Annotated in this window: 22 protein-coding genes; 10 read left to right on the top strand and 12 right to left on the bottom strand. The window is 69.6% G+C overall.

All coding sequences use genetic code 11. The features are described 5' to 3' along the window. Nucleotides 1-20: 20 nt before the first annotated feature. Complete coding sequence (locus tag IFU30_RS16445; RefSeq protein ID WP_192006144.1) at nt 21-1,556, bottom strand: CoA-acylating methylmalonate-semialdehyde dehydrogenase; 1,536 nt, start codon at nt 1,554-1,556, stop codon at nt 21-23. 109 nt (nt 1,557-1,665) lie between these two features. Then, nucleotides 1,666-2,997, bottom strand: a complete 1,332-nt coding sequence (locus tag IFU30_RS16440; RefSeq protein ID WP_441005555.1) for an aspartate aminotransferase family protein — start codon at nt 2,995-2,997, stop codon at nt 1,666-1,668. A gap of 62 nt (nt 2,998-3,059) precedes the next feature. Between IFU30_RS16440 and IFU30_RS16435 the strand changes: the two genes are divergently transcribed. Further along, entirely contained in the window at nt 3,060-4,622 is a 1,563-nt protein-coding gene (locus tag IFU30_RS16435) for a PucR family transcriptional regulator (protein ID WP_192006140.1), read from the top strand. A 598-nt stretch (nt 4,623-5,220) separates the two neighbouring features. On the opposite strand, the gene IFU30_RS16430 is transcribed toward IFU30_RS16435, so the two are convergent. The 3 genes from IFU30_RS16430 to IFU30_RS16420 all read right to left on the bottom strand — a co-directional run bounded on the left by IFU30_RS16430 (nt 5,221) and on the right by IFU30_RS16420 (nt 9,721). Further along, nucleotides 5,221-6,600, bottom strand: a complete 1,380-nt coding sequence (locus IFU30_RS16430; RefSeq protein WP_192006138.1) for an NAD-dependent succinate-semialdehyde dehydrogenase — start codon at nt 6,598-6,600, stop codon at nt 5,221-5,223. Between the two features lie 163 nt (nt 6,601-6,763). Beyond that, nucleotides 6,764-8,197: an NAD(P)/FAD-dependent oxidoreductase gene (locus IFU30_RS16425; protein ID WP_192006136.1), complete on the bottom strand. Its 1,434-nt coding sequence runs from the start codon at nt 8,195-8,197 to the stop codon at nt 6,764-6,766. A gap of 48 nt (nt 8,198-8,245) precedes the next feature. Continuing rightward, nucleotides 8,246-9,721, bottom strand: a complete 1,476-nt coding sequence (locus IFU30_RS16420) for an APC family permease (RefSeq protein WP_192006134.1) — start codon at nt 9,719-9,721, stop codon at nt 8,246-8,248. A gap of 243 nt (nt 9,722-9,964) precedes the next feature. Here IFU30_RS16420 and IFU30_RS16415 point away from each other — a divergent pair, with 243 nt between their 5' ends. The 4 genes from IFU30_RS16415 (at nt 9,965) to IFU30_RS16400 (ending at nt 14,358) form a co-directional block, all read left to right on the top strand. After that, the gene (locus IFU30_RS16415; protein WP_192006132.1) at nt 9,965-11,422 is read left to right on the top strand and encodes an aldehyde dehydrogenase family protein; all 1,458 of its coding nucleotides are present in this window, start codon (nt 9,965-9,967) and stop codon (nt 11,420-11,422) included. A 191-nt stretch (nt 11,423-11,613) separates the two neighbouring features. Continuing rightward, nucleotides 11,614-12,066, top strand: coding sequence for an Lrp/AsnC family transcriptional regulator (locus tag IFU30_RS16410; protein WP_056013555.1), 453 nt, complete (start codon nt 11,614-11,616; stop codon nt 12,064-12,066). 54 nt (nt 12,067-12,120) lie between these two features. Next, nucleotides 12,121-12,471 carry a cupin domain-containing protein gene (locus tag IFU30_RS16405; protein WP_192006130.1) on the top strand — a complete coding sequence of 117 codons (351 nt, stop codon included), beginning with the start codon at nt 12,121-12,123 and terminating at the stop codon, nt 12,469-12,471. A 621-nt stretch (nt 12,472-13,092) separates the two neighbouring features. Then, nucleotides 13,093-14,358, top strand: coding sequence for a GNAT family N-acetyltransferase (locus IFU30_RS16400; RefSeq protein WP_192006128.1), 1,266 nt, complete (start codon nt 13,093-13,095; stop codon nt 14,356-14,358). A gap of 37 nt (nt 14,359-14,395) precedes the next feature. Here IFU30_RS16400 and IFU30_RS16395 read toward each other — a convergent pair whose 3' ends face one another. Next, nucleotides 14,396-14,641 (bottom strand): hypothetical protein, encoded by a 246-nt coding sequence (locus tag IFU30_RS16395; protein WP_192006126.1) that lies wholly within the window; start codon nt 14,639-14,641, stop codon nt 14,396-14,398. A 288-nt stretch (nt 14,642-14,929) separates the two neighbouring features. Here IFU30_RS16395 and IFU30_RS16390 point away from each other — a divergent pair, with 288 nt between their 5' ends. Both IFU30_RS16390 and IFU30_RS16385 read left to right on the top strand, forming a co-directional pair. Then, nucleotides 14,930-15,595, top strand: coding sequence for a hypothetical protein (locus IFU30_RS16390; RefSeq protein ID WP_192006124.1), 666 nt, complete (start codon nt 14,930-14,932; stop codon nt 15,593-15,595). Between the two features lie 27 nt (nt 15,596-15,622). Then, on the top strand, nt 15,623-16,375 hold the full coding sequence (locus tag IFU30_RS16385; RefSeq protein ID WP_192006122.1) for an SDR family oxidoreductase: 753 nt from the start codon (nt 15,623-15,625) through the stop codon (nt 16,373-16,375). Nucleotides 16,376-16,378: 3 nt separating this feature from the next. On the opposite strand, the gene IFU30_RS16380 is transcribed toward IFU30_RS16385, so the two are convergent. Further along, nucleotides 16,379-16,879 carry a hypothetical protein gene (locus IFU30_RS16380; RefSeq protein WP_192006120.1) on the bottom strand — a complete coding sequence of 167 codons (501 nt, stop codon included), beginning with the start codon at nt 16,877-16,879 and terminating at the stop codon, nt 16,379-16,381. A gap of 61 nt (nt 16,880-16,940) precedes the next feature. Then, complete coding sequence (gene map / locus IFU30_RS16375; protein WP_079706538.1) at nt 16,941-17,717, bottom strand: type I methionyl aminopeptidase; 777 nt, start codon at nt 17,715-17,717, stop codon at nt 16,941-16,943. Nucleotides 17,718-17,828: 111 nt separating this feature from the next. Here map and IFU30_RS16370 point away from each other — a divergent pair, with 111 nt between their 5' ends. Beyond that, nucleotides 17,829-18,125, top strand: a complete 297-nt coding sequence (locus IFU30_RS16370) for a helix-turn-helix domain-containing protein (RefSeq protein ID WP_121292442.1) — start codon at nt 17,829-17,831, stop codon at nt 18,123-18,125. A gap of 193 nt (nt 18,126-18,318) precedes the next feature. On the opposite strand, the gene IFU30_RS16365 is transcribed toward IFU30_RS16370, so the two are convergent. Continuing rightward, nucleotides 18,319-18,801, bottom strand: coding sequence for a hypothetical protein (locus IFU30_RS16365; protein ID WP_192006118.1), 483 nt, complete (start codon nt 18,799-18,801; stop codon nt 18,319-18,321). Nucleotides 18,802-18,915: 114 nt separating this feature from the next. Between IFU30_RS16365 and IFU30_RS16360 the strand changes: the two genes are divergently transcribed. Next, nucleotides 18,916-19,869 carry an alpha/beta fold hydrolase gene (locus IFU30_RS16360; RefSeq protein WP_192006116.1) on the top strand — a complete coding sequence of 318 codons (954 nt, stop codon included), beginning with the start codon at nt 18,916-18,918 and terminating at the stop codon, nt 19,867-19,869. 36 nt (nt 19,870-19,905) lie between these two features. On the opposite strand, the gene IFU30_RS16355 is transcribed toward IFU30_RS16360, so the two are convergent. After that, nucleotides 19,906-20,454: a hypothetical protein gene (locus IFU30_RS16355; protein ID WP_192006114.1), complete on the bottom strand. Its 549-nt coding sequence runs from the start codon at nt 20,452-20,454 to the stop codon at nt 19,906-19,908. Between the two features lie 46 nt (nt 20,455-20,500). Here IFU30_RS16355 and IFU30_RS16350 point away from each other — a divergent pair, with 46 nt between their 5' ends. Then, nucleotides 20,501-20,977: a GNAT family N-acetyltransferase gene (locus IFU30_RS16350; protein ID WP_192006112.1), complete on the top strand. Its 477-nt coding sequence runs from the start codon at nt 20,501-20,503 to the stop codon at nt 20,975-20,977. Between the two features lie 75 nt (nt 20,978-21,052). On the opposite strand, the gene IFU30_RS16345 is transcribed toward IFU30_RS16350, so the two are convergent. Together IFU30_RS16345 and IFU30_RS16340 are read right to left on the bottom strand one after the other, a co-directional pair. Beyond that, nucleotides 21,053-21,700, bottom strand: coding sequence for an NADPH-dependent F420 reductase (locus IFU30_RS16345; RefSeq protein ID WP_079003400.1), 648 nt, complete (start codon nt 21,698-21,700; stop codon nt 21,053-21,055). A 195-nt stretch (nt 21,701-21,895) separates the two neighbouring features. Continuing rightward, a complete protein-coding gene (locus IFU30_RS16340; protein WP_192006110.1) occupies nt 21,896-23,005 on the bottom strand; it encodes a DNA alkylation repair protein in 1,110 nt (369 codons plus the stop codon). Nucleotides 23,006-23,051: the final 46 nt, after the last annotated feature.

Raw genomic sequence — 23,051 nt, 5'->3', positions numbered from 1 at the left:
CCGCCGAGGGGCCGGGAACCTCAGTTCTGGGGGAAGCCGAGGTTGATGCCGCCGTGGGAGGGGTCGAGCCAGCGGGAGGTGATGGCCTTCTGCTGGGTGAAGAACCGGACGCCCTCGGCGCCGTGGGCCTTGGTGTCGCCGAACAGGGAGTCCTTCCACCCGCCGAAGGAGAACGTCGCGACCGGGACGGGGATGGGCACGTTGATGCCGATCATGCCGACCTGGATCTCGTTCTGGAACCGTCGGGCGGCGCCGCCGTCGTTGGTGAAGATCGCGGTCCCGTTCCCGAACGCACCACCGTTGATGAGCGCGACACCTGCTTCGTAGGACTGCACGCGGACGACGGCGAGGACGGGGCCGAAGATCTCCTCCGTGTACACCTTCGACGTCGTCGGGACGTTGTCGATGAGGGTCGGGCCGAGCCAGAACCCGTTCGGGTCGCCGTCGATGGGGGTGTTGCGGCCGTCGACGACGATCGTGGCGCCGTCGGTTTCGGCGATGTCGAGGTAGGACGCGACCTTGTCGCGGTGCACCTTCGTCACCAGCGGGCCCATGTCGCAGTTCCGGCGTCCGTCACCGATCCGCAGCGTCGCTGCGCGTTCGGCGATCTTGGCGATGAGCTCGTCCGCGACGGGCTCCACGGCGACGACGACGGAGATCGCCATGCACCGTTCCCCGGCGGAGCCGAAGCCGGCGTTGATGGCGGAGTCGGCGACGAGGTCGAGGTCGGCGTCGGGCAGTACGAGCATGTGGTTCTTCGCCCCGCCGAGTGCCTGGACGCGCTTGCCGTGTGCGGTGCCGGTCTCGTACACGTACTTCGCGATCGGGGTGGAACCCACGAAGGAGATCGCACGGACGTCGGGGTGGGTGAGGAGCCCGTCGACGGCCTCCTTGTCACCGTTCAGCACCGTGAACACGCCGTCGGGGAGCCCGGCTTCCTTCCACAGCTTCGCGAGCCAGATCGCCGCGGACGGGTCCTTCTCACTCGGCTTCAGCACGACCGTGTTCCCGGCGGCGATCGCGATCGGGAAGAACCACATCGGCACCATCGCGGGGAAGTTGAACGGCGAGATGATGCCCACGACCCCGAGGGGCTGCTTCGTGGAGTACACGTCGACACCGGTGGAGACCTGCTCGGAGAACTCACCCTTGAGGTGGTGCGCGAGACCGGTCGCGAACTCCACGACCTCCTGCCCGCGCGTGATCTCGCCCAGCGCGTCGGAGACGACCTTGCCGTGCTCCGCGGTGATGATCTCCGCCAGCTCACCCTTCTTCGCGTCCAGCAGCTCACGGAACTTGAACACGATCTGCTGACGCTTCGCGAGCGGCAGGTCTCGCCAGGCGGGGAAGGCCGCGGCGGCGGATGCGACGGCGCGGTCGATCTCCGACTGGTTCGCGAGCGCGACGTGCTTCGTCGCGACACCGAGTGCCGGGTCGTAGACCGGGGCGGTCCGACCGGAACTGGAGGGGGCTTCGGCTCCGTCGATCCAGTGGGGGACGACCGGCAGCGAACCGGCGTCGGTCGTGGGGGTGGTGCTCGTGGCGGTGGTGGTCATGCGGAGGGCTCCTGGGCGTCGTGGGGTGCAGGGGTGCTGGGTGCTGGTCGTGCCGGAACGGGTGCCGGGAGTCCCGACACCGAGTCCCAGAACGGGTCCGGGTCGCCGCTCATGGGCGCAGCTCGCCGAGGGCGGCATCGATGATCGCGATGCCCGAGGCGACCTCGTCGGCGGTCACGACGGCGGGCGGGACGACGTGGATGCGGTTCTCGCTGATGAACGGCAGGAGGCCGGCCTCGAGCAGGGACGACTTGAACCGACCCATCGACGCCGCATCGAGCGGTGCGCGGGTGTCGCGGTCCTCGACGAGCTCGACCGCCCAGAAGACGCCGCTGCCACGGACCTCGCCGATGAGCTCGTGACGCTCGGCGAGGGAGCGGAGCGCGGGCCCGATGTGGTCGGCGCCGATCGCCTTCGCGTGTTCGACGACACCCTCCTCGGCCATCGCGGTGAGCGTCGCGACGACACTCGCGGCGGCGAGCGGGTGGCCGGAGTACGTGAGCCCACCGGGGAACACCTGCTCGTCGAAGACGCGGGCGATGTGCTCGGAGACGATGACGCCACCGAGCGGCACGTAACCGGAGTTGACGCCCTTCGCGAAGGTGATGAGGTCTGGGCGCACGTCGAACGCGTCGAACGCGTCGAACGCGAACCACTCGCCGGTGCGGGCGAAGCCGGCCATGACCTCGTCGAGGATGAGCATGATGCCGTAGCGGTCGGCGATCGCGCGGACACCCGCGAGGTAGCCGGGCGGCGGGGTCAGGATGCCGGCGGTGCCTGGCACGGTCTCGAGAAGGATCGCGGCGATCGAGCCGGGGCCTTCCGCCTGGACGGTGCGCTCGAGGTGGCGGAGGGCGCGCTCCGACTCCTCCTCCGGCGTCGTCGCCCAGAACTCGGTGCGGTAGAGGTACGGGCCGAACACGTGCACGTGGCCGCGGGCGTACTCGTTGGGGATGCGGCGCCAGTCGCCCGTCGCGACGATGGCCGCGCCCGTGTTGCCGTGGTACGAGCGGTAGGTCGAGATGACCTTGTCGCGGCCGGTGGCGATGCGCGCCATGCGGATCGCGTTCTCGTTCGCGTCGGCGCCGCCGTTGGTGAAGAAGACCTTCTCGAAGCCCTCGGGGGCGCGGTCCAGGATGAGACGAGCCGCCTCGGCACGGGTCGCGTTCGCCGCAGCGGGCGCGATCGTGGTGAGCTGCGCCGCCTGCTCCTGGATCGCCGCGACCACCTTCGGGTGCTGGTACCCGAGGTTCACGTTGACGAGCTGGCTGGAGAAGTCGAGGTAGTGGCGTCCGTCGTGGTCCCACACGGTGCTGCCGAGCCCGCCCGCGATGGGGAGCGGCTTGAGCGTGCTCTGGGCGGACCAGGAGTGCAGGACGCGCTGGGTGTCGGCGTCGCGGACGCCGGCGTTGTCGAGGCCGGAGAGGAAGTCATTGATCACTCCTGCAGCCTGGCAATCGACGCGTCTGATGTACATGGCGGGATCAGTGATAGCTTCGGCACATGTCCACCACTTCAGTGATCGCTGGCGAGATCGGCCGTGCGTCCTCGAACGTGTCCCTGCGCACGCTCATGGCCGAGCCGGTCTTCAAGCTCGGCCTCGTCGTCGCGGGTGACGCCGACGTCCTCGATCGCGACATCGCCTGGGTGCACAGCTCCGACCTCGGCGACCCGACACCCTGGCTGGAGCCCGGCCAGCTGCTCCTCACCGACGGCATGCAGTTCACCGGCGAGATGAGCGACGAGCTCGCCGACCGCCGCGCCGACGAGTACGTCCGCCGCCTCTCCGCCCGGGGCGTGCTCGCGCTCGGGTTCGCCACCGGGATCATCCACGCCGACATCCCGCAGCGGCTCGTCGAGGCGTGCGAGCGTCACGGGTTCACCCTGCTCGAGGTTGGCGAGCGGACCCCGTTCATCGGCATCATCCGGTTCGTCGCCGACGCGGTCGCAGCCGCGCGCGTGGCATCGCTCGAGTGGTCGCTCGCCGCCCAGCGTGCGGTCGCGAGGGCGGCGCTCCGACCCGACGGCCTGACCGCGATCCTCGCGGAGCTGGGGCAGCAGCTCGGCTGCTGGGTCGCGCTGTACGACGCGCTCGGCAACCGGGTCACCACGAGGACGCGCGAGCCGGTGCCGGAGGGTGTGGAGGCCGCCGTCGCGGAGGTGTTGCGCCGCGGGTCGCGGGCCGGCCTGCACCTCGCGGACGGAGCCGAGGGCGCGACGCTGCTGACGCTCGGTCGCCGGGGCGAGCTGCGGGGCATCCTCGCGGTCGGCTCCAGCGTGCCGCTCGACCATGCCGAGCACGACCTCGTCTCGAGCGTGATCGGCCTCGCGAGCATCGCCCTCGAGCAGCACAGCGCCCTCGACCTCGCACGCCGGCAGCTGCGCTCGGGGCTCCTCGAGCTGCTGCTCTCCGGGGACCGTGCGGTCGCCGAGCGCACCGCCCAGCGGCTCTGGGGGCCGCTGCCGCCCGACCCGATCCGCGTCGCCGTGGTCGACATCCCCGTGGGTGAGCTGGGCTTCCTCTCGGAGCTCGACGTGCAGGCCGCGGCGCACGGCGGCAAGCTGTTCTTCGCCGAGCAGGACGAGCGGATCGTCATCGTGTCGAGCGACGCGGACACCGGACTCTGGGACGCCGTCGTCGGCCGCCACGGGCTGTCGGGTGGGGTGTCGGCGAGGACGAGCTGGGAGGGCCTGCGTGACGGCTTGGCCGAGGCCGAGCGGGCTCGGGCGTCGGCCGGGGAGACCCCGCGGCTCGTGCGGTATGAGGCACTCGCCGAGCAGGGGTTGCTCGGGTTGCTGAGTGCGTCGGGCGGATCGGTGCTGGCGAACCGGTTGCTGGAGCCGCTTGGTGGGCTCGGCGCCGAGGCTCGGGCGGTCCACGTGGAGACGGCCCGGGCGTGGTTGGAGGCGAACTGCGTCACCGATCAGGCTGCTGGCCGCCTCGGGATCCACCGGCAGACCCTCCGCGCGCGCATCACCACGCTCGAGTCGCTGCTCGACCTCGACCTCTCGCGCTTCGGCGACCGCGCCGAGCTGTGGAGCGCCCTCCAACTCACCGACGGCTGAAGATCCTTCGGGCCCCGGTCGCTGAGCGCACCCCGGTCACCGAGCCCACCCCGGTCACCGAGCCCACCCCGGTCACCGAGCCCACCCCGGTCACCGAGCTTGTCGAGGTGCCACCGTGGGCCCTTCGACAGGCTCAGGGAGCGGAGAGGGGCACGGTTCGGGGTGACCGCCGCTTGCTGACGAACCCCAGCAGGGGTTCCGGTCCCCAAGTCGCACCCTGCCGTCCCGGTCCCTGAGCTGAACCATCCCGGTCCGGTCCCTGAGTCGCACCCCTCTCGGTCCCTGAGTCGCACTCCTCCCGGTCCCTGAGCTTGTCGAAGGGCAGCGACCGCACGACGGGACCGCACTTCGACAAGCTCAGTGAGCGGAAAGAGTTCCGCGGGTGAGGAGCGCGGTGAGCGGGTGCACCGTGTCCCGGTTTTCGCGCGCACCCCATTCCGGTCCCTGAGCTTGTCGAAGGGCGGTCGACATGGGGCGGGACCGCACTTCGACAAGCTCAGTGACCGGATGGGGGCGTCAGTGACCGGTGGTGCGAGCTCAGAGACTGGATGGGGCGTCAGTGACCGTGGTGCGAGCTCGGCGACCGGGGCCGAAGCGCCTAGGCGATGCGGATGAGCTTCTTGTTGACGAACTCGTCCATCGCGGGCTTGCCCATCTCGCGGCCGGTGCCGGAGCGCTTGACGCCGCCGAAGGGCAGCTCCGCCGCGTCGCCGAGGACGAGGTTGATCCACACCATGCCGGCGTCGATCCCGTCCGCGACCCGCAGCGCCTGCTCCTGGTCGGTCGTGTAGACGTAGGAGCCGAGGCCGAACGGGGTGTCGTTCGCGAGGCGCACGGCCTCCTCCTCGGACGCGACCCGGTACAGCGACGCGACGGGTCCGAAGAACTCCTCGTGGAACGCGTCCATCTCAGGGGTCACGTCGGTGAGCACTGCCGGAGGGAAGAAGTTCCCATTCGGCTCGCCCGATGCCAGGATCGTCGCGCCCTGTGCCTTCGCGCGGCCGAGCTGCTCGCCGAGTCGCTCGGTCGCTGCGGCCGACGACAGCGGGCCGAGCTGCGTGCTCTCCGCCATCGGATCGGCCGGAGCGTTCGCGGTGAAGACCTCGGTGAACTTCGCGGCGAAGTCGTCGAACAGCTCGTCGATGATGATGAACCGCTTGGCGGCGTTGCAGGACTGACCGTTGTTGTCGATGCGGGCGTTGACGGCGTCCTGGACGGCGGCGTCGAGGTCGTCGGTCGACAGCAGGATGAACGGGTCGGACCCACCGAGCTCGAGCACGACCTTCTTGAGGTGCTTGCCGGCCAGCTCGGCGACGGCGGAACCGGCGCGCTCCGAACCGGTGACCGAGACGCCCTGCACGCGCGGGTCGGCGATGACCGTCGCGATCTGGTCGTTCGTGGCGAAGATGTTCACGTACACGGAATCGTGGGCGCCCAGCTCGGCTTCGGCGTCGTCGAAGATCTGCGCGATCGCCAGCGCCGACTCGGGGCACTGCGGTGCGTGCTTGAGGAGGATCGTGTTGCCGTTGACGACGTTCGGGCCGACGAACCGCGCCACCTGGTAGTACGGGAAGTTCCACGGCATGATGCCGAGCAGCACACCGAGCGACGCACGACGGATGAACGCCGAGCCGGTGCCGTCGGACAGCTCGATCGGTTCGTCGGCGGAGAAGGCCTCGCCGTTGTCGGCGTAGTACTGGTAGATCGCTGCGGCGAAGTCGACCTCACCGAGCGCCTGCTCGTAGGTCTTGCCCATCTCGCGGACGGCGATCTCGGCCAGCTGCTCGCGACGCTCCGTGTGCAGGGCGGCGACGCGGGCGATGAGCGCGGCACGGTCGGCGACGGGAGCGCGACGCGACCACTCCTCGTGGGCGGCGGACGCGGCGGTGATCGCCTGCTGCAGCTCCTCGTCCGTGATCGTCGGGTAGTCGCGGAGAGTCTCTCCGGTCGCGGGGTTGACGACGGCGTAGTCGCTCACTGGTGTGCTCCTTTGTCTGAGGTGCTGCTGGTGCGGTGCGGTGTCCGTTGCGGGCCGACGCGAGCTGTGCGGGTTCGACGTGAGCGGGACCACCACCTGCACCGTATCGAACCAGGCTCCGCCTGTCATGGGTTGGACTGCGGCTCCTGCGTCGAAACCCGGCTCAGGAGTCGAAGCCCAGCCCGACGGCGTCCATCGTGCGGAGCCAGAGCCCACGCTTGCCCTCGTTGCGGTCGGCCCGGGCCATCTCCGACAGCGAGATGCGCGCGCCGATGAACGCGAGTGGGTCGGGTGGGAACGGCGTCGGCTTCTTCTGGACGAAGTCCATCGTCGTGCGCTCGGTCGGCGTGCCGGCGAGGAGGTCCAGCATGACGTTCGCGCCGTACCGCGTCGCCCCGACGCCGAGGCCGGTGAACCCGGCCGCGTGCGCGACCTTGCCGCCGTGTGCGGTCTCGAAGAACGAGAAGAACCGCCCGCAGGTGTCGATCGCCCCGCCCCACTTGTGGGAGAAGCCGAGGTCGGCGAGTTGCGGGTAGGTGTGGGCGAAGTGGGCGGCGAGCTTGAGGAAGGACTCCTCGCGCTGGTCGAACCGTGGCTCGACGCGCCCGCCGTAGTTGTAGACCGCGTCGTAGCCGCCGTAGAGGATGCGGGTCGACCCGTTCGCGTCGGTCGTGAGCCGCGAGTAGTGGAAGCGGTTGTCGAGGTCGGAGATGCCCTGCCGGCCCTTCCAGCCCAGGCTCTCGAGCTGCTCGGCGGAGAGCGGGTTCGTCATGAGCGCGTAGTCGTAGACCGGCACCGTGTACTTCCGGGCGCTCGGTATGAGGGCCTTGAAGACGTTGGTGCCGAGGGCGACGTGCTTCGCGACGACCGAGCCGTGCGTCGTCGTCAGGGTGACCGACGTCGCGTCCGACCGGATCGAGCGGACGTGCGTGTACTCGTGGATCTCCACACCCAGGTCGAGGCAGACGCGTCGCAGCTCCCACGCCAGCTTGGCCGGGTTGACGAGCGCCGCACCGGTCGGCTCGAACAGGCCGGCCTGGAAGATCGGCGAGTGGACCTCCGCCTGCATCGCCTCGCGGTCGAGGAACCGGGCGCCGTGCTCCTCGGCACTCTCCCGCAACCAGTCGACGTGGTGTGGGGCCGTCGCCGCCTGCAGCAGCCCCGTCTCCTCCCAGTCGCAGTCCATTCCGTACCGGGCGATGGTCTCGCCGATCTCGCGCAGGTTCTCGCGCCCCAGCTCCTCCAGACGGTCGAACTCGTGCGGCAGGCGACTCTTGCCGTTCGACGATCCGTGGGTGAGGCTCGGCTCGCAGAACCCGCCGTTGCGACCGGACGCCGCCCACGCGATGCGCCGGCCCTCGAGGAGCACGACCCGGCGGTCCGGGTCGCGCTCCTTCGCGAGCAGTGCGGTCCACAGGCCCGAGTACCCACCACCGACGATCGCGAGGTCTGTCTCGACGTCCGCGTCGAGGCGGGGGAGTGGAGCGGGCCGTGCCGGGTCGTCGAGCCAGTACGGCTCCGGTTCGGCCGAGTCCAGCTGGTCCCGCAGGCGTGCGGTGTCGGCGAGCTCTTCGGCCAGTTCGTAGGTGGTTCTCATGGTGGGTCCCCTGTGGTGCGTGGTTCGGTGCGGTCGCGTGGTGCGCGGTCAGTCGGTGCGGGCGGCGTCGGTGCGTTCGGTCTCGGCACGTGGGGTTCCGGCGGATGCCCCGCCGCTCCCGAGTCCCGAGTCGCGCTCGGTGCTCCGTTGGACGAACAGCCAGATGACGACACCGAGCGCGAGCAGGCCGAGCGCGATGCCGAGCTCCAGGAACCCGCCGTAGCCCGTGGTGGAGAACCCGGTGGCACCGACGATGAGGATGATCGCGAGGAGCACCGACAGCACGACCGACAGCGGCACGAAGAAGCGCGGCAGGCGGATCGGGCGGACGGCGTCGGGGCGGTCCTTGCGCAGCAGGAAGAAGCCGGAGACCGCGAAGAAGTGCGTGAGGATGTAGCCGAGGTTGCCGGTCACGATGATCGCGAGCGGGTTCTGCAGCACCACCAGGATCACGACGTTCATGACGAGCATCACGTTGAGCGAGCGGAACGGCACCCCGCGACGGTTCAGCACGCCGAGCGACGGGACGGTGACGCGCTCCTTGCCCATGTTGAACAGCACGCGCGAGGCGTCGGCCACCGAAGTGGTCATGATGAGCAGCAGCGAGGCGATGAGGCAGAGCACCATGACGTCCGCAGCGCCACCGACGAGCGAGGCGAAGCTCGCGACGAAGAAGGTCGCCGGGTTGTCGGCGATCGCCGCTTCACCCGCGTAGCCGCCGAGGGTCAGCGGGATGACGAAGAAGACGCCGAGGCAGAAGAGGACGGAGGCCTTGATCGCCTTGGTCGTGTCCTTCACCGAGTCGCGGTACTCCGGGGCGAAGGTCGCGCAGACCTCGATACCGAAGGTGGTCCACGCCATGATGTACAGCCAGACGATCGCGGTGTGCAGGCCCTCGATGCCCTCGAGCTTCCAGGTGAGGTCGAGCGGTGCCCAGTCGGCGCTGAAGAGCGGGAAGACGATGAACACGAACAGGGGGATGAGCAGGATGCCCGCCGTGATGTAGACGAACGCCATGGTGACGCGGACGCCGATGACGTTGATGAGGTACATCACGCCGATGACGCCGAGCCCGATGAGGATCGGGAAGGTGATGGAGATCGGGCCGAGCTGGATCACCCAGTCCTCGTTCGGGAACCACTGCGCCTGGATGAGTGCACCGGTGACCGCGCCGTAGGTGGCGAGGTTGGTGCCCCAGGGGAGCCAGTAGCCGACGCCCGTGATCGGTGCGACCCAGGGTGCACGCGACTTCCACGCTTCGGCCGCGTAGTGCGCGATGCCGCCGGAGGAGTTCGGGAACATGGTGGCGAGCTCGGTGTAGATCCAGTTGACGCCCATGGCGAGGATCATGGAGATCGCCCACAGGACGGCGGCACCCCAGCCGCCGAGGCCGGTGATGGAGGCGCCGAGGGTGGCGATGAGCGCGGCTGGCATGGTCATCGCCATGGCGAAACCGTCGAACCAGCGCATCCGTTTCGGCAGGTGCGTGGTCTCGTCGGTGCTGGTGACGTGTTCGGTCGACATGGGCTCTTCTCGATTCGTGGGGGACGAGACGTCGCTGTCTCGCTGCTGGTGCACTCAATGTGCCGAAGGATTGTCGGAACGACAAGATCAGGATGCTTCAGTTGTTGTAATCGTAACTTTGACGAAACAATACTGCTTGTTCGAGGAATCGCAAGGTCCTAGGCTGATCCCACATTCTCCCGACGACATCCGCACGACGCTGTTCGGCGTCGTCGGCCCAGCCACGACACCAGGAGGTCCGGAATGACCACGTTGCCGACACCCACTCGCACCCAGCTCTTCATCGCCGGCGAGTTCACCGACGGAACCAGCTCGGAGCGCTCGGAGGTGATCAGCCCCGTCACCGGTGACGTCATCGCGTCGATCCCCGTCGCCGGCACCGCCGAACTCGACGAGGCGGTGCGACGTGCGCACGAGGCGCAGCGGGAGTGGCGGAAGCTCGGCGTGTTCAAGCGTGCCGAGATCTGCCACCGGGTCGGCGACGCGATCAACGCCCGCGTCGAGGAGCTCGCCCGCCTGCAGACGCTGGAGCAGGGCAAGCCGCTCGCCGAGTCGATCGCCGACATCGCCGAGGCCGCACAGCTCTTCCACCTCCACGCCGAGGACGCCCTCCGCCTCTACGGCGAGACGCTGCCGTCGAGCGACATCGACAAGCGCATGTTCACCTGGCGCGCGCCGGTCGGTGTCTGGGGCATCATCACGCCCTGGAACTTCCCGCTCCTCATGTTCAGCGAGTTCGTCGCCCCGGGCCTCGCGACCGGCAACGCCTGCATCGTCAAACCGCCGAGCAACACGCCCCTCGCGGTCCTCGCGGCGATGGACTGCCTCGTCGAGGCCGGCGTCCCGGCCGGGCTCGTCAGCGTCCTCCCCGGCGACGGCGCGTTCGGTTCCGAGCTCGTCTCCCACGACGGCATCGACGCGATCGGCTTCATCGGCTCCTCCGCCACCGGCGCGAAGATCGTCCGCACCGCGGGCCTCAAGCGCTCGCTCATGGAGTGCTCCGGCAACGGCCCGATCGTCGTCCTCGAGGACGCGAACATCGAACGAGCCGCGAAGGCCGCCGTCGACTCCGCGTTCTACAGCGGCGGGCAGGTCTGCTGCGCGACCGAGCGGCTCATCGTCCACCACAACGTCCACGACGCCTTCGTCGAGGCCGCCCTCGCCTACGCGAAAGCCACCGTGCGACTCGGCAACCCCTTCGACGAGGGGATCAACCTCGGCCCGCTCAACAACGAGGGTGTCGCCGCGAAGATGGACCGCCACCTCGACGAGGCCCGCGCGCTCGGCTTCGACATCCTGCTCGGCGGCGGTCGTGCCACCGGCCACCCGACGGACCTCTACTACGACTTCACGATCGTCGACGGCGTCTCCGAGGACAGCCTGCTGTCGCGCGAGGAGTCGTTCGGCCCGGTCCTCCCCATCCTCACGGCGCAGGACGACGACGACATCCTCCGCATCGCCAATGCCGACGCGCTCGGCCTGCAGTCCGCGGTGTTCACCGAGAGCCTGTCGAAGGCCTACCGCTTCATGGAGGAGCTCGAGACCGGTCAGGTCATCGTCAACGACTCCAACGGCTGGTGGGACATCAACATGCCGTTCGGTGGTGCGGGTGGCAAGGGCACCGGCTGGGGTCGGATCGGTGGCATGTACACGCTGCACGACATGACCGACCTCCGCACCGGCGCGATCCACGTCCGCTAGTCGGACCGATCCGCCGATCGGCGACCTCCCTCGGTCCGCTCGATCGCCCTCGCCCCGGTCGACCGCCCGTGGTCGGGTCGGTCGGTCGGCCGGGGCTCGTGGCTCGGGTGGGGCGGACACCGCACCCGGGCCGCACGGCTTCCCTCGCTACGCTTGCCAGATGACCATCCGCCCGCTGCCGGAGGAGCCACATGAACGACCTTGACGACATCGACCGTCGGCTGATCGCGATCCTGCAGCAGGACGGACGGAAGGCGTTCTCCGAGATCGCCACCGAGACCGGGCTGCCGGCCTCGTCCGTCCGCTACCGGATCCAGCGACTCGAGGACACCGGGATCCTGCAGATCGTCGGCATCGCGAACCCGCTGTCGATCGGCTTCGACCACCTGGCGCTCATCGGCATCCGCTGCGAGCCGGGGATGGCGCGCGGGGTGTGCCAGGAGCTGTCGAAGCACGCGGAGACGAGCTACGTGGTGCTCACGAGCGGTGGCTTCGACGTGATGGTCGAGGCCGTGTGCCGCGACATGGACCACTACAAGACCTTCCTCCTCGACACCCTGCAGCCGACGCCCGGGGTGCGGTCGACCGAGACCTTCTTCGTGCTCGAAGCCCACAAGCTCGCCTACGGCTGGGGCGTCGGGTAGGTCGTCCGGCTGCGCCGACCCCGCTCGTCTCCGTCCTGCTCAGAGAGGTACCTCATGACCGACCACCTGCTCGCTCCGAATGCGGTGCTCCAGGGCGCCGACGTCACGCTCGCCGACAACCCGCTCGCGCCCGAGGACGTCGTCTCGGGGTCGCCGCGGAGCGGGATCGTGACGCTCACGGCCGTCGGTGACACCGAGGTCGGCGTCTGGGAGTTGGGTGTCGGCGTCGTGCAGGACACCGAGATCGACGAGGTGTTCGTGGTCCTCTCGGGCGAGGCGACCGTCGACTTCGCCGACGGCACCCCTTCGCTGGAGCTCCGTCCCGGCTCCATCGGCCGACTCGCCGCCGGGGCCCGCACCACCTGGACGGTCCGCGAGACCCTCCGCAAGGTCTACATCGCCTGACCCGCGACTCCCGGCGCGGCAGCAGGACATCCGCCCGACAGCAGGACGCTTCGCGCCCGCCCGTCCTGCTCTCGCGACGATCTCCTGCGTTCCGGGCACCCCGGTCCCTGAGCTCAGCCTCATCCGGTCCCTGAGCTTGTCGAAGGGCTCCGGGCTGGCCTCCTCTCTTGGGGCGGTGTTCTCCGTGTGCACTTCGACAGGCTCAGTGACCGGGGTTCGTTCTCCGATCGGGTGCCTTCTTTCGGTCCCTGAGCTTGTCGAAGGGTTCGCGGGCTGGCCTCTGTTCGCCGGGCGGTGTTCTCGATGTGCACGTCGACAGGCTCAGTGACCGAGGTTCCTTCTCCGACCGGCTGCCTTCTTTCGGTCCCTGAGCTTGTCGAAGGGTTCTCGGGCTGGCCTCTGTTCGCCGGGTGATGTTCTCGGTGTGCACTTCGACAGGCTCAGTGACCGGGGTTCGTTCTCCGATCGGGTGCCTTCTTTCGGTCCCTGAGCTTGTCGAAGGGTTCTCGGGCTGGCCTCTGTTCGCCGGGTGATGTTCTCGGTGTGCACTTCGACAGGCTCAGTGACCGGGGTTCGTTTTCCGACCGAGGTCCGTCACCGCGGCCGCAATAGGCTTGTCGCATGAACCTGCGCACCGTCGAGCTCGACCACACGGACCACGCCGCCCTCGACCTCTGGTGGGGTGCAGCGTCGCGCGGCTTCCTCTCGAAGCCCGACACCGACGTGGCGGTGCGTGCCGAGCGGCGTCAGCTCCTCGTCGGCAGCTCCATCCTCGGGGTCTACGACGACACCGCGGCCGAACCGCTCGTCCCCGTCGGTACGCTCGGTTCCTTCCCGACCGCACTGTCGATCCCCGGCGGCACCGTCCGCGCCCTGGCCATCACCGAGGTGACCGTCTCCACCTCCCACGAACGTCGAGGGATCGCCCGGTCACTGATGGAGAACCGACTCCACCACGCGAAGGCAACCGGTGCCGCAGTCGTCGCGCTCACCGCGAGCGAGGCGACCATCTACGGTCGCTACGGCTTCGCCCCCGCGACCTGGGAGTTCACGCACGAGGTCGACCCCAAGCGCGTCGCTTGGCGGGGTGCGCCGCCCGCCGGCCGCGTCCACGCGCTCGACCCGCGCTCGCTCGCCACCGTCGCGCCCGGGCTGTTCGAGCGCTCCCGCGGCACCGGCGACATCGACCGCGGGGTCGCCTGGTGGAAGCAGGCCCTCCGTGAAGTGACCATCCGCCACTTCAGCCACGGTGAGGGTGACACGCTCGCCCTCCGCTACGACGACGCCGACGGCGAGCCGCAGGGATACGCGCTCTACCGCGTCGGCGAGGAGTGGGGCACGATCGTCGTCGACGACCTCGTCGCCACCACCCCGGAGGCCCGCTACGCCCTGTGGCGGCACCTCACCGGGATCAGCCTCACCACGAAGGTCACCTTCCACCAGGCTCCGACCGTCGAAGCCATCCAGTGGCGACTCGTCGACCGTCGCGCCGTCAAGACCACCGCGCGAGCCGACTCGCTCTGGCTCCGGATCGTCGACGTGCCGACCGTGCTCGGCGCGCGCCGGTTCACCGTCCCTGCGGCGTCCGATCCTCGCGAGCACCTGCTCGATGTCGAGGACGCCCTCGGACTCGCCGGCGGTCGGTTCGCGCTCCGCATCGACGAGCACGGTGCCGCGGTCGCGGAACGCATCGGCGACGTGCCGGAATCGACCGACGACGACGCTGTGCGCCTCACCATCAACGAGCTGTCGGCCGTCCTCCTCGGCGGCCCGCGCGTGTCGGCGCTCGCCGAAGCAGGGCTCATCACCGGGTCATCGGAGGCGGTACGAGCGCTCGACCTCGCCTTCGCGACGGAGCAGGCGCCCTTCCTGCGGACGCACTTCTAAGGGCTACCCGCCAAGGTGAGATAGCTCGGCCGATCGATCAGGGAGCGGTTGCGCCGAGGAGGATCGCCGCGGCCGGAAGGCCGAGCAGCACCATCCAGCCGGTGATGGCCGCACCGACGAGGCCGGTGAACAGGCAGAAGCCGCCGATGGTGGCCGCGAGGGTGCGGAACAGCTGGCGTTGCTCGGCCGGGATACTGCGGCGCAGGGTGCGGGGAAGTGCCGCGAGCTGCGGGCGTGGGGTGCGGGTGGAGCCGGTGGTGGCGGGGTGCTGCAGGGTCGTCATCGGAGTCGGGTGGTTCCTGGTCGGGTTCGGGCGGGAGGCGCGCTTCGGGAGCGGCTGATCGGCCGGATCCGGATCTGCATCTCGAAGTGCAGATTTGTTATACACCGTGGTAGACGTGCCTGCAACTCGTCGGCGGCGCACACGCTTGACGCCGCCCCACAGGCGCCCGATCCGCGCTCGCCGCGTCATGCCCACCAACTGTCGAGCCGTCGACCGGCTCCCGATCGATACCGTCGCTGCAGCATCGCGACGGCCATCGTCGCGACACACGGCCAGACAGGAGTATGCGTGGACACGATCCCGGACGCAATGACCACCGATGCGCGCGCGGAGGCACCGCCAGGGCGCCGTTCCAGGTCGCTCGGGCGGCGCTCGATCATGGCGATCGTCATCGCAGTGGTCGCCCAGCTGAGTGTGTTCGCGCTGGTGATCGTCGCCTGCACGGGTCAGGTCGGGGAGCCGCGGATTGATCGTGCTTCGACGGTGCCCGAGGCGCCGGTGATCGACCCGAGCGCTCCCCAGCGTGACGACGAACTTCCCACCCGAGACGAGGTGTTCGCCGTGGCTGCAGACCTCCTCGGGCAGATGGTCAACACGGCGACGGGTGGGCAGCCGTTCGCGTTCTCACCCCAGGCCTCGGAGGCGCCCTGCAGCAGCCTGGCGCCGTCCGGTCGGGCCACGAAGCTGGCGCGCATGGTCGTCGAGGTCGAGCTGCCGGTCGGAACGAGTCGCGCCGTGCTCGTCGACCTCATCAACGGGTACGCGCCGCCGCTCGAACTCGCGGCCGACTCGGACGAGTTCCGGTCGGAGCTGATCGTGCCCTCGTACGGCGAGCTGGAGCTGTCGACGCAGCTCCGCGACGACGCCATCATCTTCGAACGGGAGCTCCGACCCGATGCCGACGTGCTGCGGATCACGGTCGAGAACGGCTGCTTCCTCCCGCCGATAGAGTGACATCCGTCGAGCAGAGGGGAGTGTCGCATGAAGATCGTCGTCGCAGGAGGCAGCGGGATGGTCGGGCGACACGTCGTCGCGGTGGCCCAGGAGCGCGGACACCGGGTGGTCGTGCTGTCGCGTGCGACCGGCGTCGACCTCGCCACCGGAGTCGGGCTCGCGCAGCAGCTGGAGGCCGCGGACGTCGTCATCGATGTGACCTCGACGGCCACGCAGTCCGCCCAGCAGTCGCGCCAGTTCTTCGGGGCGGTCACCCGCAACCTGCTCGAGGCCGAGGGCGCCGCAGGCGTGCCCCACCACGTCGCGCTGTCGATCGTCGGAAGCGACAAGGCGCCCTTCGGCTACTACGCGGGCAAGGCGCTGCAGGACGAACTCGTCAGCACTGGGCGCATCCCGTGGACGATCCTCCGGGCGACGCAGTTCCACGAGTTCGCGCAGCAGATGGTCGAGCGGTTCCGCTTCGGGCCGGTCACGATGGTGCCGACGATGACCTCGCAGCCGATCGCCGCGCGCGAAGTCGCCGAGCGCCTGGTGGAGCTGGCGGAGGGCGAGCCGCAGGGGCGCCCGGCCGATCTCGCGGGCCCCGAGGAACTGCGGATGACCGCGATGGTCAAGGCCTACACTGCGGCCACGGGCATCCGCGGCCCGGTCGCGCAGATCCCGCTGCCCGGCGGCTTCGGCAAGGCGATGCGCGACGGCACGACCCTCGCCGGGCCAGATGCGCAGCGCGGCGTGCAGACGTTCGCGCAGTGGATCGACGGGCTCAGCGCCGCTCGCTGAGCGTCAGCTCCGGTGAGCCGCCCAGACGTCCTGGATGAGGCGAGGCGTGCGCCATTCGCCGATCCGCTGGAACCACATGGACGGTGGGTAGGCGAGCCGGACGACGAAGTAGTTCACGTACTCGATGACACCCAGGAGCCAGACGAACGGGATGCCGATGGCCGCGAAGGGGTGGACAGGGAACCAGACGATGATGCCGACGAGTCCCGCGAGCAGCAGGACCGCGTCGAGCACGCGGAAACCGCGGTAGGTGGCGGCTAGTCCAGGAGGCATGGTGCCCTGCTTGACCCACCGCCGGGCGAGCAGCCAGTAGACGCCGGCCTGCACGAGGATCACCAGCAGCGGTACGAGGGCCGACCAGAACGCGAGCGCATCGGTCGGCTGTTCGAGCAACGGGAGCGCCGAGACGAACGCGACCCAGATGAACACGAGGGCGGCGAACAGTTCGCCGAGTCCGAGGCTCAGGTACCGGCCCCGGAGGGCCGTGCGGCGATCGTCGGTCATCTCACCAGCCTAAACACGGTGTGCCGGGCCGGTCGAGTGTGCTCGACAGGCCTTCAGGCGTTTAGAACGTGACGGTCGGCAGCGTCATGATCTCGGCGCCGTCCTCGGTGATCGCGATGGTGTGCTCACTGTGGGCGGTGCGGCTGCCGGTCACGCTGCGGAGGGTCCAGCCGTCGGCGTCGGTGACGAGCTTGTCGGTGTCGGCCATGACCCACGGCTCGATCGCGAGGAGGAGGCCCGGGCGCAGCTTGTAGCCGCGGCCGGCGCGACCGTCGTTCGAGACGTGCGGGTCCTGGTGCATCGTCGTGCCGATGCCGTGGCCACCGAACTCCATGTTGACCGGGTAGCCGGCGCCACGCAGCACGGTGCCGATCGCGAAGGAGATGTCGCCGATCTTCGCACCCGGCTTGGCGGCGGCGATCCCGGCGGCGAGGGCCTCCTGGGTGGTCTCGATGAGCGCGAGGTCCTCGGGGGTCGCCGTGCCGACGACGAAGCTGATGGCCGAGTCGGCGGCGATCCCGTCGAGGAGGACGGCGAGGTCGAGGGTGAGAAGGTCGCCGTCGGCCAGCGTGTAGTCGCGGGGGAGGCCGTGGAGGACGGCGTCGTTGACGGCGGTGCAGATGTAGTGGCCGAAGGGTCCGCGACCGAAGGAGGGTGCGTAGTCGACGTAGCAGGAGACGGCGCCGGCCTCGAGGATCATCGCTTTGGCCCAGCGGTCGATCTCGAGGAGGTTGGTGCCGACCGTCACGCGGTGCTTGAGCGTGTGGAGGATGTTCGCGACGAGCTCGCCGGTGCGACGCGCCTTCGCGACCTCGGTGGGGGTGAAGATCTCGATCATGCGGGGCCCTTCCATCGGCGTGCTGCGTTCGTGGTGCGGTGGTGTTCGTGCCGCGAACGGCGCTCGACCAATAACTATACCGGTCAAACTATCCCGTACTACACTGGGCGCATGGTCCGCCTTCCGCTCACCCCCACCGATGTCGAACGCGGTCAGCGCCTCGGTGCGCTCCTGCGCGAGGCCAGAGGTGAGCGTTCGATGCTCGACATCGCGCTCGATGCCGGCCTCTCGCCGGAGACGCTGCGGAAGATCGAGTCGGGCCGGGTCGCGACGCCGGCGTTCTCGACCATCGCCGCCATCGCAGAGGTGCTCGGCCTCTCCCTCGACGAGGTCTGGGCGACGATCAGCCCGACCCGGCGGGACACTGCCCCGTCCGGCGAACGCCTGCGCGAGCGACTCGTCTCCTAGGTCTCCGGTCGCTCCCGTTCCCTGAGCTTGTCGAAGGGCCCACGCAATCCCGCGGCCGTATCCGCCCGACGTGCCACGGCGGTCCCTGAGCCTGTCGAAGGGCGCGGGAACCGGACGTCCGCGCGGCAGCAGGACGCTCGCAGCCCGTCTGTCCTGCTGCGGGGCGGTTCTCCTGCTGTCAGGAGGACGATCGCTACTGCGTGTCGCTCGTCGTCGGTTGGACCGGGCGGGTGAAGACGTTCTCGCTGATCTTCGTCCAGTCCTCGGCGGGGTCGAGCGCGGTGTCGACGACGGCGTCGGAGAGCACCGTGTACTCGTTCGTGCTGTCGCTCACGCCCACGCGGTCGCCGCCGCCGCAGGCACGGAAGGGCTGCGTCGCGGCGAACACGATGACGCAGATCCGCGGCTGACCGGATTCGGTGGCGGAGGCGAGGAAGACCTCGGAGTCCCCCTGGACGGCGACGAGCCTCGTCGAGTCGGGGTCGATGGTGAACGGATCACCGCTGTCGGCGCCGACCGAGCTCTCCGACAATCGGTCCTTCGCCTCCTGGTCGCGTTGCAGGTCCGCGTACGTCGTCTCCGTGCCGGCGCAGGCGCTCAGCCCGAGTGCCAGCGCCAGTGCTGTCAGCGTCGTTGCGATGCGTCGATGCATGTCGAGTCCCCCGAGGTCGATCACCGACAGCCTACGACCCCTGCCCCCGGAGCGCGGCTGCAGCACCGGAGGCTCCTCAGCCCCTGAGCTCGTCGAAGGGCCAGCGCACACGGACCCGAGCTGTGTAGCGTGTCCCGAATGACCGACCAGCAACCCGACCCCCGCACGACGTTCATCGAGGTCGACGGCGGTGCGTCGATCTTCGTCGAGGAGTCCGGCATCCCGGAGGGCGTCCCAGCGCTCTGGCTGCACGGCGGCCCGGGCGGGTCGCTCGGCTCCGGCTGGTATCGCTCGCACTTCGACCTGTCGCGGTACCGCCTCATCGGCATCGACCAGCGCGGAAGTGGCCGCAGCATCCCGAACATCGTGGACGCGCTCGAGCAGCTCGACGAGCACACGACCCAGCGCCTGATCGCCGACATCGAGGCGGTGCGAGTCGCCTCGGGTGTCGAGCGCTGGGTGGTCGCCGGGGTCTCGTGGGGAACGACCCTCGCGCTCGCCTACGCGCAAGAACATCCCGATCGGGTGATCGCGCTGGCGCTCGTCGCAGTGACGACCACGAGCCGCGACGAGGTCGACTGGATCACCGAGGGCGTCGGCCGCGTCTTCCCCGAGGAATGGGCGCGGTTCGAGGGTGACAGTGGTCGGCGGGACGGCGAGCGGGTCGTCGAGGCCTACGCGCGCCGCCTCCGAGAGGGCGACGCGGCGGACCGCACACACGCCGCGACCGCCTGGGACCGCTGGGAGAGCGCGCACGTGTCGCTCGACCACCCGGAGCGCGTCGGTCAGCTGTTCACCGACGCGATCGTGCGCGAGGCGTTCGCGACGCTCGTCACCCACTACTGGAGTCACGACGGTTTCCTCACTGGCGACCGGGCGGTGCTGTCGCGGATGGACCGTATCGCGCACCTCCCCGGCGCGCTGGTGCACGGCCGCCGAGACATCAGCGGACCGGCCGTGACCGCCTGGCGGCTCCACCAGCTCTGGCTGGCGAGTGAGCTGACGATCGTCGAGACCGAGGGCCACGGCGGCACCGAGGAGAGCGCCGTGCTCCGTGCGGCCCTGGACCGCTTCGCGGCGCCGGGTCCCTGAGCCTGTCGAACGGCCGCCCCATCGTGCGGCCGACAATCAGCCGTCAAAGGCCGAGAACGGCGCCACCTGCGCATCCTCGCTGAGGACATTGACGATCTCCGCCGCGCAGTGTTCGTCGGGTTGCCCCGCCTCGTGGTCGGAACTCCAGCCGACGACCACTCCTCGCTCGAACCGCACTGTCGCCTGGAAGCAGGTGTACACGGCCGGGTCGACTTCGGTGCCGGTGACGATGATCCACTGGAAACTGGCCTCGTCTCCGGCGTCGACCAGGTTGTAGATGACCGCTCCTCCGTCCTCCAGCCCGAGCGACGCCGGGTCATCGTCGCCATTCCAGTAGACGCTGGGGAAGCTGCCGTCGGTGCTGCGGAGCTCGGCGAGGAACAGGTCACGATCGGTCGCACGCGCGTCGGCCAGGGCTCTCATCAGCGGATCCTTGTGCTTCCAGATGGCGCGGGTGGCCGGTCCACCGACATCGACCGGTGCGTTGGTCTGCGCACACGAGCTGAGCGCCGCGATCGCCGCAACAGCGATGGCGACCCGCAGCGCGCGTCGAACCGCAGGGGTGGGCGAGCTTCGCGGGTACATGCGGGCAGCCTACGCAGGACCCGCCAGCCCATGCGACACTCGACCCATGGAACCCGAGGTCGTGATCCGCGTCGCAACGCCGGCCGATGCTGCCGGGCTCGCCGAGCTGAAGCTCATGATGTCGCCGCCCGCCGCCCCGCTCGCCGACTGGGAACGGGCGCTGTTCGCACATGACCTCGTCTCGTGGATCGCGGTCGACTCCGACTCCCGGGTGTGCCTGGTCGCCGAGGTCGACGATCAGCTCGTCGGGATGGCTTGGCTCGTCGTGTTCTCCCGCGCACCCAACATCGGGGCACTCCGCCGGCTGACGGGCGACGTGCAGAGTGTCTTCGTCCGCCCGGAGTTCCGTGGTCGTGGCATCGCGGGCCGTCTCGTCGACGGACTCCTCGACGCCGCCCGCGCTCGCGACATCGGACGGGTCTCCGTCAGCTCGAACGACGCGGGTGCGCCGGTCTACCGCCGTGCCGGGTTCGAGGAAGCGCCGCTGCTCCTCGAGTGGCGGGCGGACCCACCGGGCCACTGAACGACGAATCGCCCCGAGTGGTCGTACCAGGACCTCCTGGACGACCACTCGGGGCGATTCGCGATGCGGCGTGACTTACATGTCGCGGTAGCGCTTGGCCTCGGCGACGAGTTCGCGGAGCTTGTCGGCGTCGACGTCCGGGCCGTAGCCGGGGGTGTCGCGCTGGATGCGCCATCCTTCGGAGAGCGCGCCGATGTCGAGCGGCTCGAAGCCGAAGGAGTCGATGAGTGCGGCGACGGTGGCCTTCGCGTCGGCGTCGTCACCGGCGATGACGAGGGCCCGGCGGTTCGGGGTGCCGGACGGCTTGCCCTTGGTGGTGAGGTCGGCGGCGTAGATGTGGTTGAACGCCTTCACGACCTTCGACTCCGGCAGGTGCGCCTGCAGCATCTCGGCCGTGGTGGTGGTCTCCTCGTCGAGCTCGGCGATGTGGCCGTCGCGCTCGGGGTAGTAGTTGTTCGTGTCGATGACGACCTTGCCCGCGAGCGGTGCGACGGGGACGGTGTCGATCGCGTGCAGCGGGATGGTGACGATCACGATGTCCCCACGCTCGGCCGCGTCGAGGGCGGTGCCGGCGGTGGCGTGCTCGCCGAGCTCCGAGACGAGGTCGGTGAGCGTCTCCGGTCCGCGCGAGTTGGACACGATGACGTCGTGACCCTGCGCCACCGTGAGGCGTGCGAGCTGAGAGCCGATGTTTCCTGAACCGATGATTCCGATGGTTGTCATGTTCAGGGGAACGGTTCCGGCGGGGTCCTGCATTCCTGCCTGGCGTGGATCCGGAGCCGCCGTTCAGGTTCGAACGTTCGCCGTGGTCCTCCGAATGCCGTCCCTCGGTCGTGCACCATCCCGGTTCGCCGAGCTCGTCCGGGTGCGGCCTTCGACAGGCTCAGGCACCGGGGCTCGGCCGTGGTGACGCCCGCCTCACTCCACCGGCGGCAGCAGTTCGAACGTCAGCGGTTCGGTCGCGACCTCGTTCACCTGCAGCGCGATCCCGTGCGCACCCGGGTGGTAGCGGCGGGTGGTGATCGCTCGGAACGAGTGCTCGCGGGAGAGGAGGATGTGCTCGCCGGGAGCCAGTTCGGTCGTCGTCAGCTTGAACGTCTTCGTCGTCTGCGAGCCGTTCGCCTTCTGGTGGTGCACGACGTAGTCGATCGCCAAGCGGGCCGTGTCGGTACCGGTGTTGCGGACGGTCGCGACGAATCGGACCGTGCCGCCGAACGGGACGTGGGCGCTGTCGACCGCGAAGCCCTCGACCTCCGTCGTCGCCGCGCCGAAGCCGAGGGCCGCGAGGGCGCCCGGGTTGCCGCGCTTCACGAGGGTGCGCAGTGCGTGGCGGACGAGCGCCGGAGTATTGGCGTCGGGGTCGGCGAGCCAACGGGCGGCAGCTGCGACGACGAGGTCCGGGTCGTCGCGGCTGAGGTCGTTGAGGTGGTTGGCGACGGAGCGGCGCACGTACTCGCTCGGGTCGCGGTAGAGAGCGTCGAGGATCGGGACGGTGACGCCCGGGTTCGCGACGATCTCCCGAACGCGCACCGCCCACGGGAGGTAGGGACGGGTGCCCTCGCTAGCGAGGCGGCGGATGTGCTCGTTGTCGGAGAAGGTCCAGTCGAGGACGATGGCGAGCGCGCGGTCGAGGTCGTGGCGGAGCAGGGTGCGGATGGCGAACTCGGCGCTCAGGCGCTCGGTGAGTTCGGCGAGGAGTCGCATGGCGTCGTCGAAGGCGTCGGGGGTGCCCTCGTCGACCGCCCGGGCTGCGACGGCGCTCGTGACCGGCCAGATGAGCCAGCCGGTGAAGGCAGGGTTCGTCGCCTGGGCGGTACGGATGACGCCGGCGAGCGTCGTGTAGTCGCCGGGGACGTCCTCGAGCAGGGCGTCGCGCAAGAGGTTGGCGCGCTCGCGGAGGGCGAGGCCGTCGAGCCGCTCGGCCGCGCGGGCCGTGGCGTCGAACGGGTTGCCCGGCGCGGCCTCCTGGAGCGAGCGGGTGAGGGTGCGGGCGACGGCGGCGCCGAGGAGCTCGTCTGCGAAGGGCATACGGCGATCATGGCGTGTGCCGCTGACAGCTGTGCCCGTCGGGAAG

This window comes from Plantibacter sp. CFBP 8798, assembly GCF_014841195.1.
GTDB classification, from domain to species: Bacteria; Actinomycetota; Actinomycetes; order Actinomycetales; family Microbacteriaceae; genus Plantibacter; species Plantibacter auratus.
The sequence above is the reverse complement of the archived record's forward strand: the minus strand, read 5'-3'. Positions and strand labels throughout refer to the sequence as shown.

Excerpts from the sequence above, each read along its gene's own strand:
- IFU30_RS16445 (WP_192006144.1), bottom strand. The coding sequence starts at position 1,556 with ATGACCACCACCGCCACGAGCACCACCCCCACGACCGACGCCGGTTCG.
- IFU30_RS16435 (WP_192006140.1), top strand. The coding sequence starts at position 3,060 with ATGTCCACCACTTCAGTGATCGCTGGCGAGATCGGCCGTGCGTCCTCG.
- IFU30_RS16425 (WP_192006136.1), bottom strand. The coding sequence starts at position 8,197 with ATGAGAACCACCTACGAACTGGCCGAAGAGCTCGCCGACACCGCACGC.
- IFU30_RS16420 (WP_192006134.1), bottom strand. The coding sequence starts at position 9,721 with ATGTCGACCGAACACGTCACCAGCACCGACGAGACCACGCACCTGCCG.
- IFU30_RS16415 (WP_192006132.1), top strand. The coding sequence starts at position 9,965 with ATGACCACGTTGCCGACACCCACTCGCACCCAGCTCTTCATCGCCGGC.
- IFU30_RS16410 (WP_056013555.1), top strand. The coding sequence starts at position 11,614 with ATGAACGACCTTGACGACATCGACCGTCGGCTGATCGCGATCCTGCAG.
- IFU30_RS16405 (WP_192006130.1), top strand. The coding sequence starts at position 12,121 with ATGACCGACCACCTGCTCGCTCCGAATGCGGTGCTCCAGGGCGCCGAC.
- IFU30_RS16400 (WP_192006128.1), top strand. The coding sequence starts at position 13,093 with ATGAACCTGCGCACCGTCGAGCTCGACCACACGGACCACGCCGCCCTC.
- IFU30_RS16395 (WP_192006126.1), bottom strand. The coding sequence starts at position 14,641 with ATGACGACCCTGCAGCACCCCGCCACCACCGGCTCCACCCGCACCCCA.
- IFU30_RS16385 (WP_192006122.1), top strand. The coding sequence starts at position 15,623 with ATGAAGATCGTCGTCGCAGGAGGCAGCGGGATGGTCGGGCGACACGTC.
- IFU30_RS16380 (WP_192006120.1), bottom strand. The coding sequence starts at position 16,879 with ATGACCGACGATCGCCGCACGGCCCTCCGGGGCCGGTACCTGAGCCTC.
- map (WP_079706538.1), bottom strand. The coding sequence starts at position 17,717 with ATGATCGAGATCTTCACCCCCACCGAGGTCGCGAAGGCGCGTCGCACC.
- IFU30_RS16370 (WP_121292442.1), top strand. The coding sequence starts at position 17,829 with ATGGTCCGCCTTCCGCTCACCCCCACCGATGTCGAACGCGGTCAGCGC.
- IFU30_RS16360 (WP_192006116.1), top strand. The coding sequence starts at position 18,916 with ATGACCGACCAGCAACCCGACCCCCGCACGACGTTCATCGAGGTCGAC.
- IFU30_RS16355 (WP_192006114.1), bottom strand. The coding sequence starts at position 20,454 with ATGTACCCGCGAAGCTCGCCCACCCCTGCGGTTCGACGCGCGCTGCGG.
- IFU30_RS16350 (WP_192006112.1), top strand. The coding sequence starts at position 20,501 with ATGGAACCCGAGGTCGTGATCCGCGTCGCAACGCCGGCCGATGCTGCC.
- IFU30_RS16345 (WP_079003400.1), bottom strand. The coding sequence starts at position 21,700 with ATGACAACCATCGGAATCATCGGTTCAGGAAACATCGGCTCTCAGCTC.
- IFU30_RS16340 (WP_192006110.1), bottom strand. The coding sequence starts at position 23,005 with ATGCCCTTCGCAGACGAGCTCCTCGGCGCCGCCGTCGCCCGCACCCTC.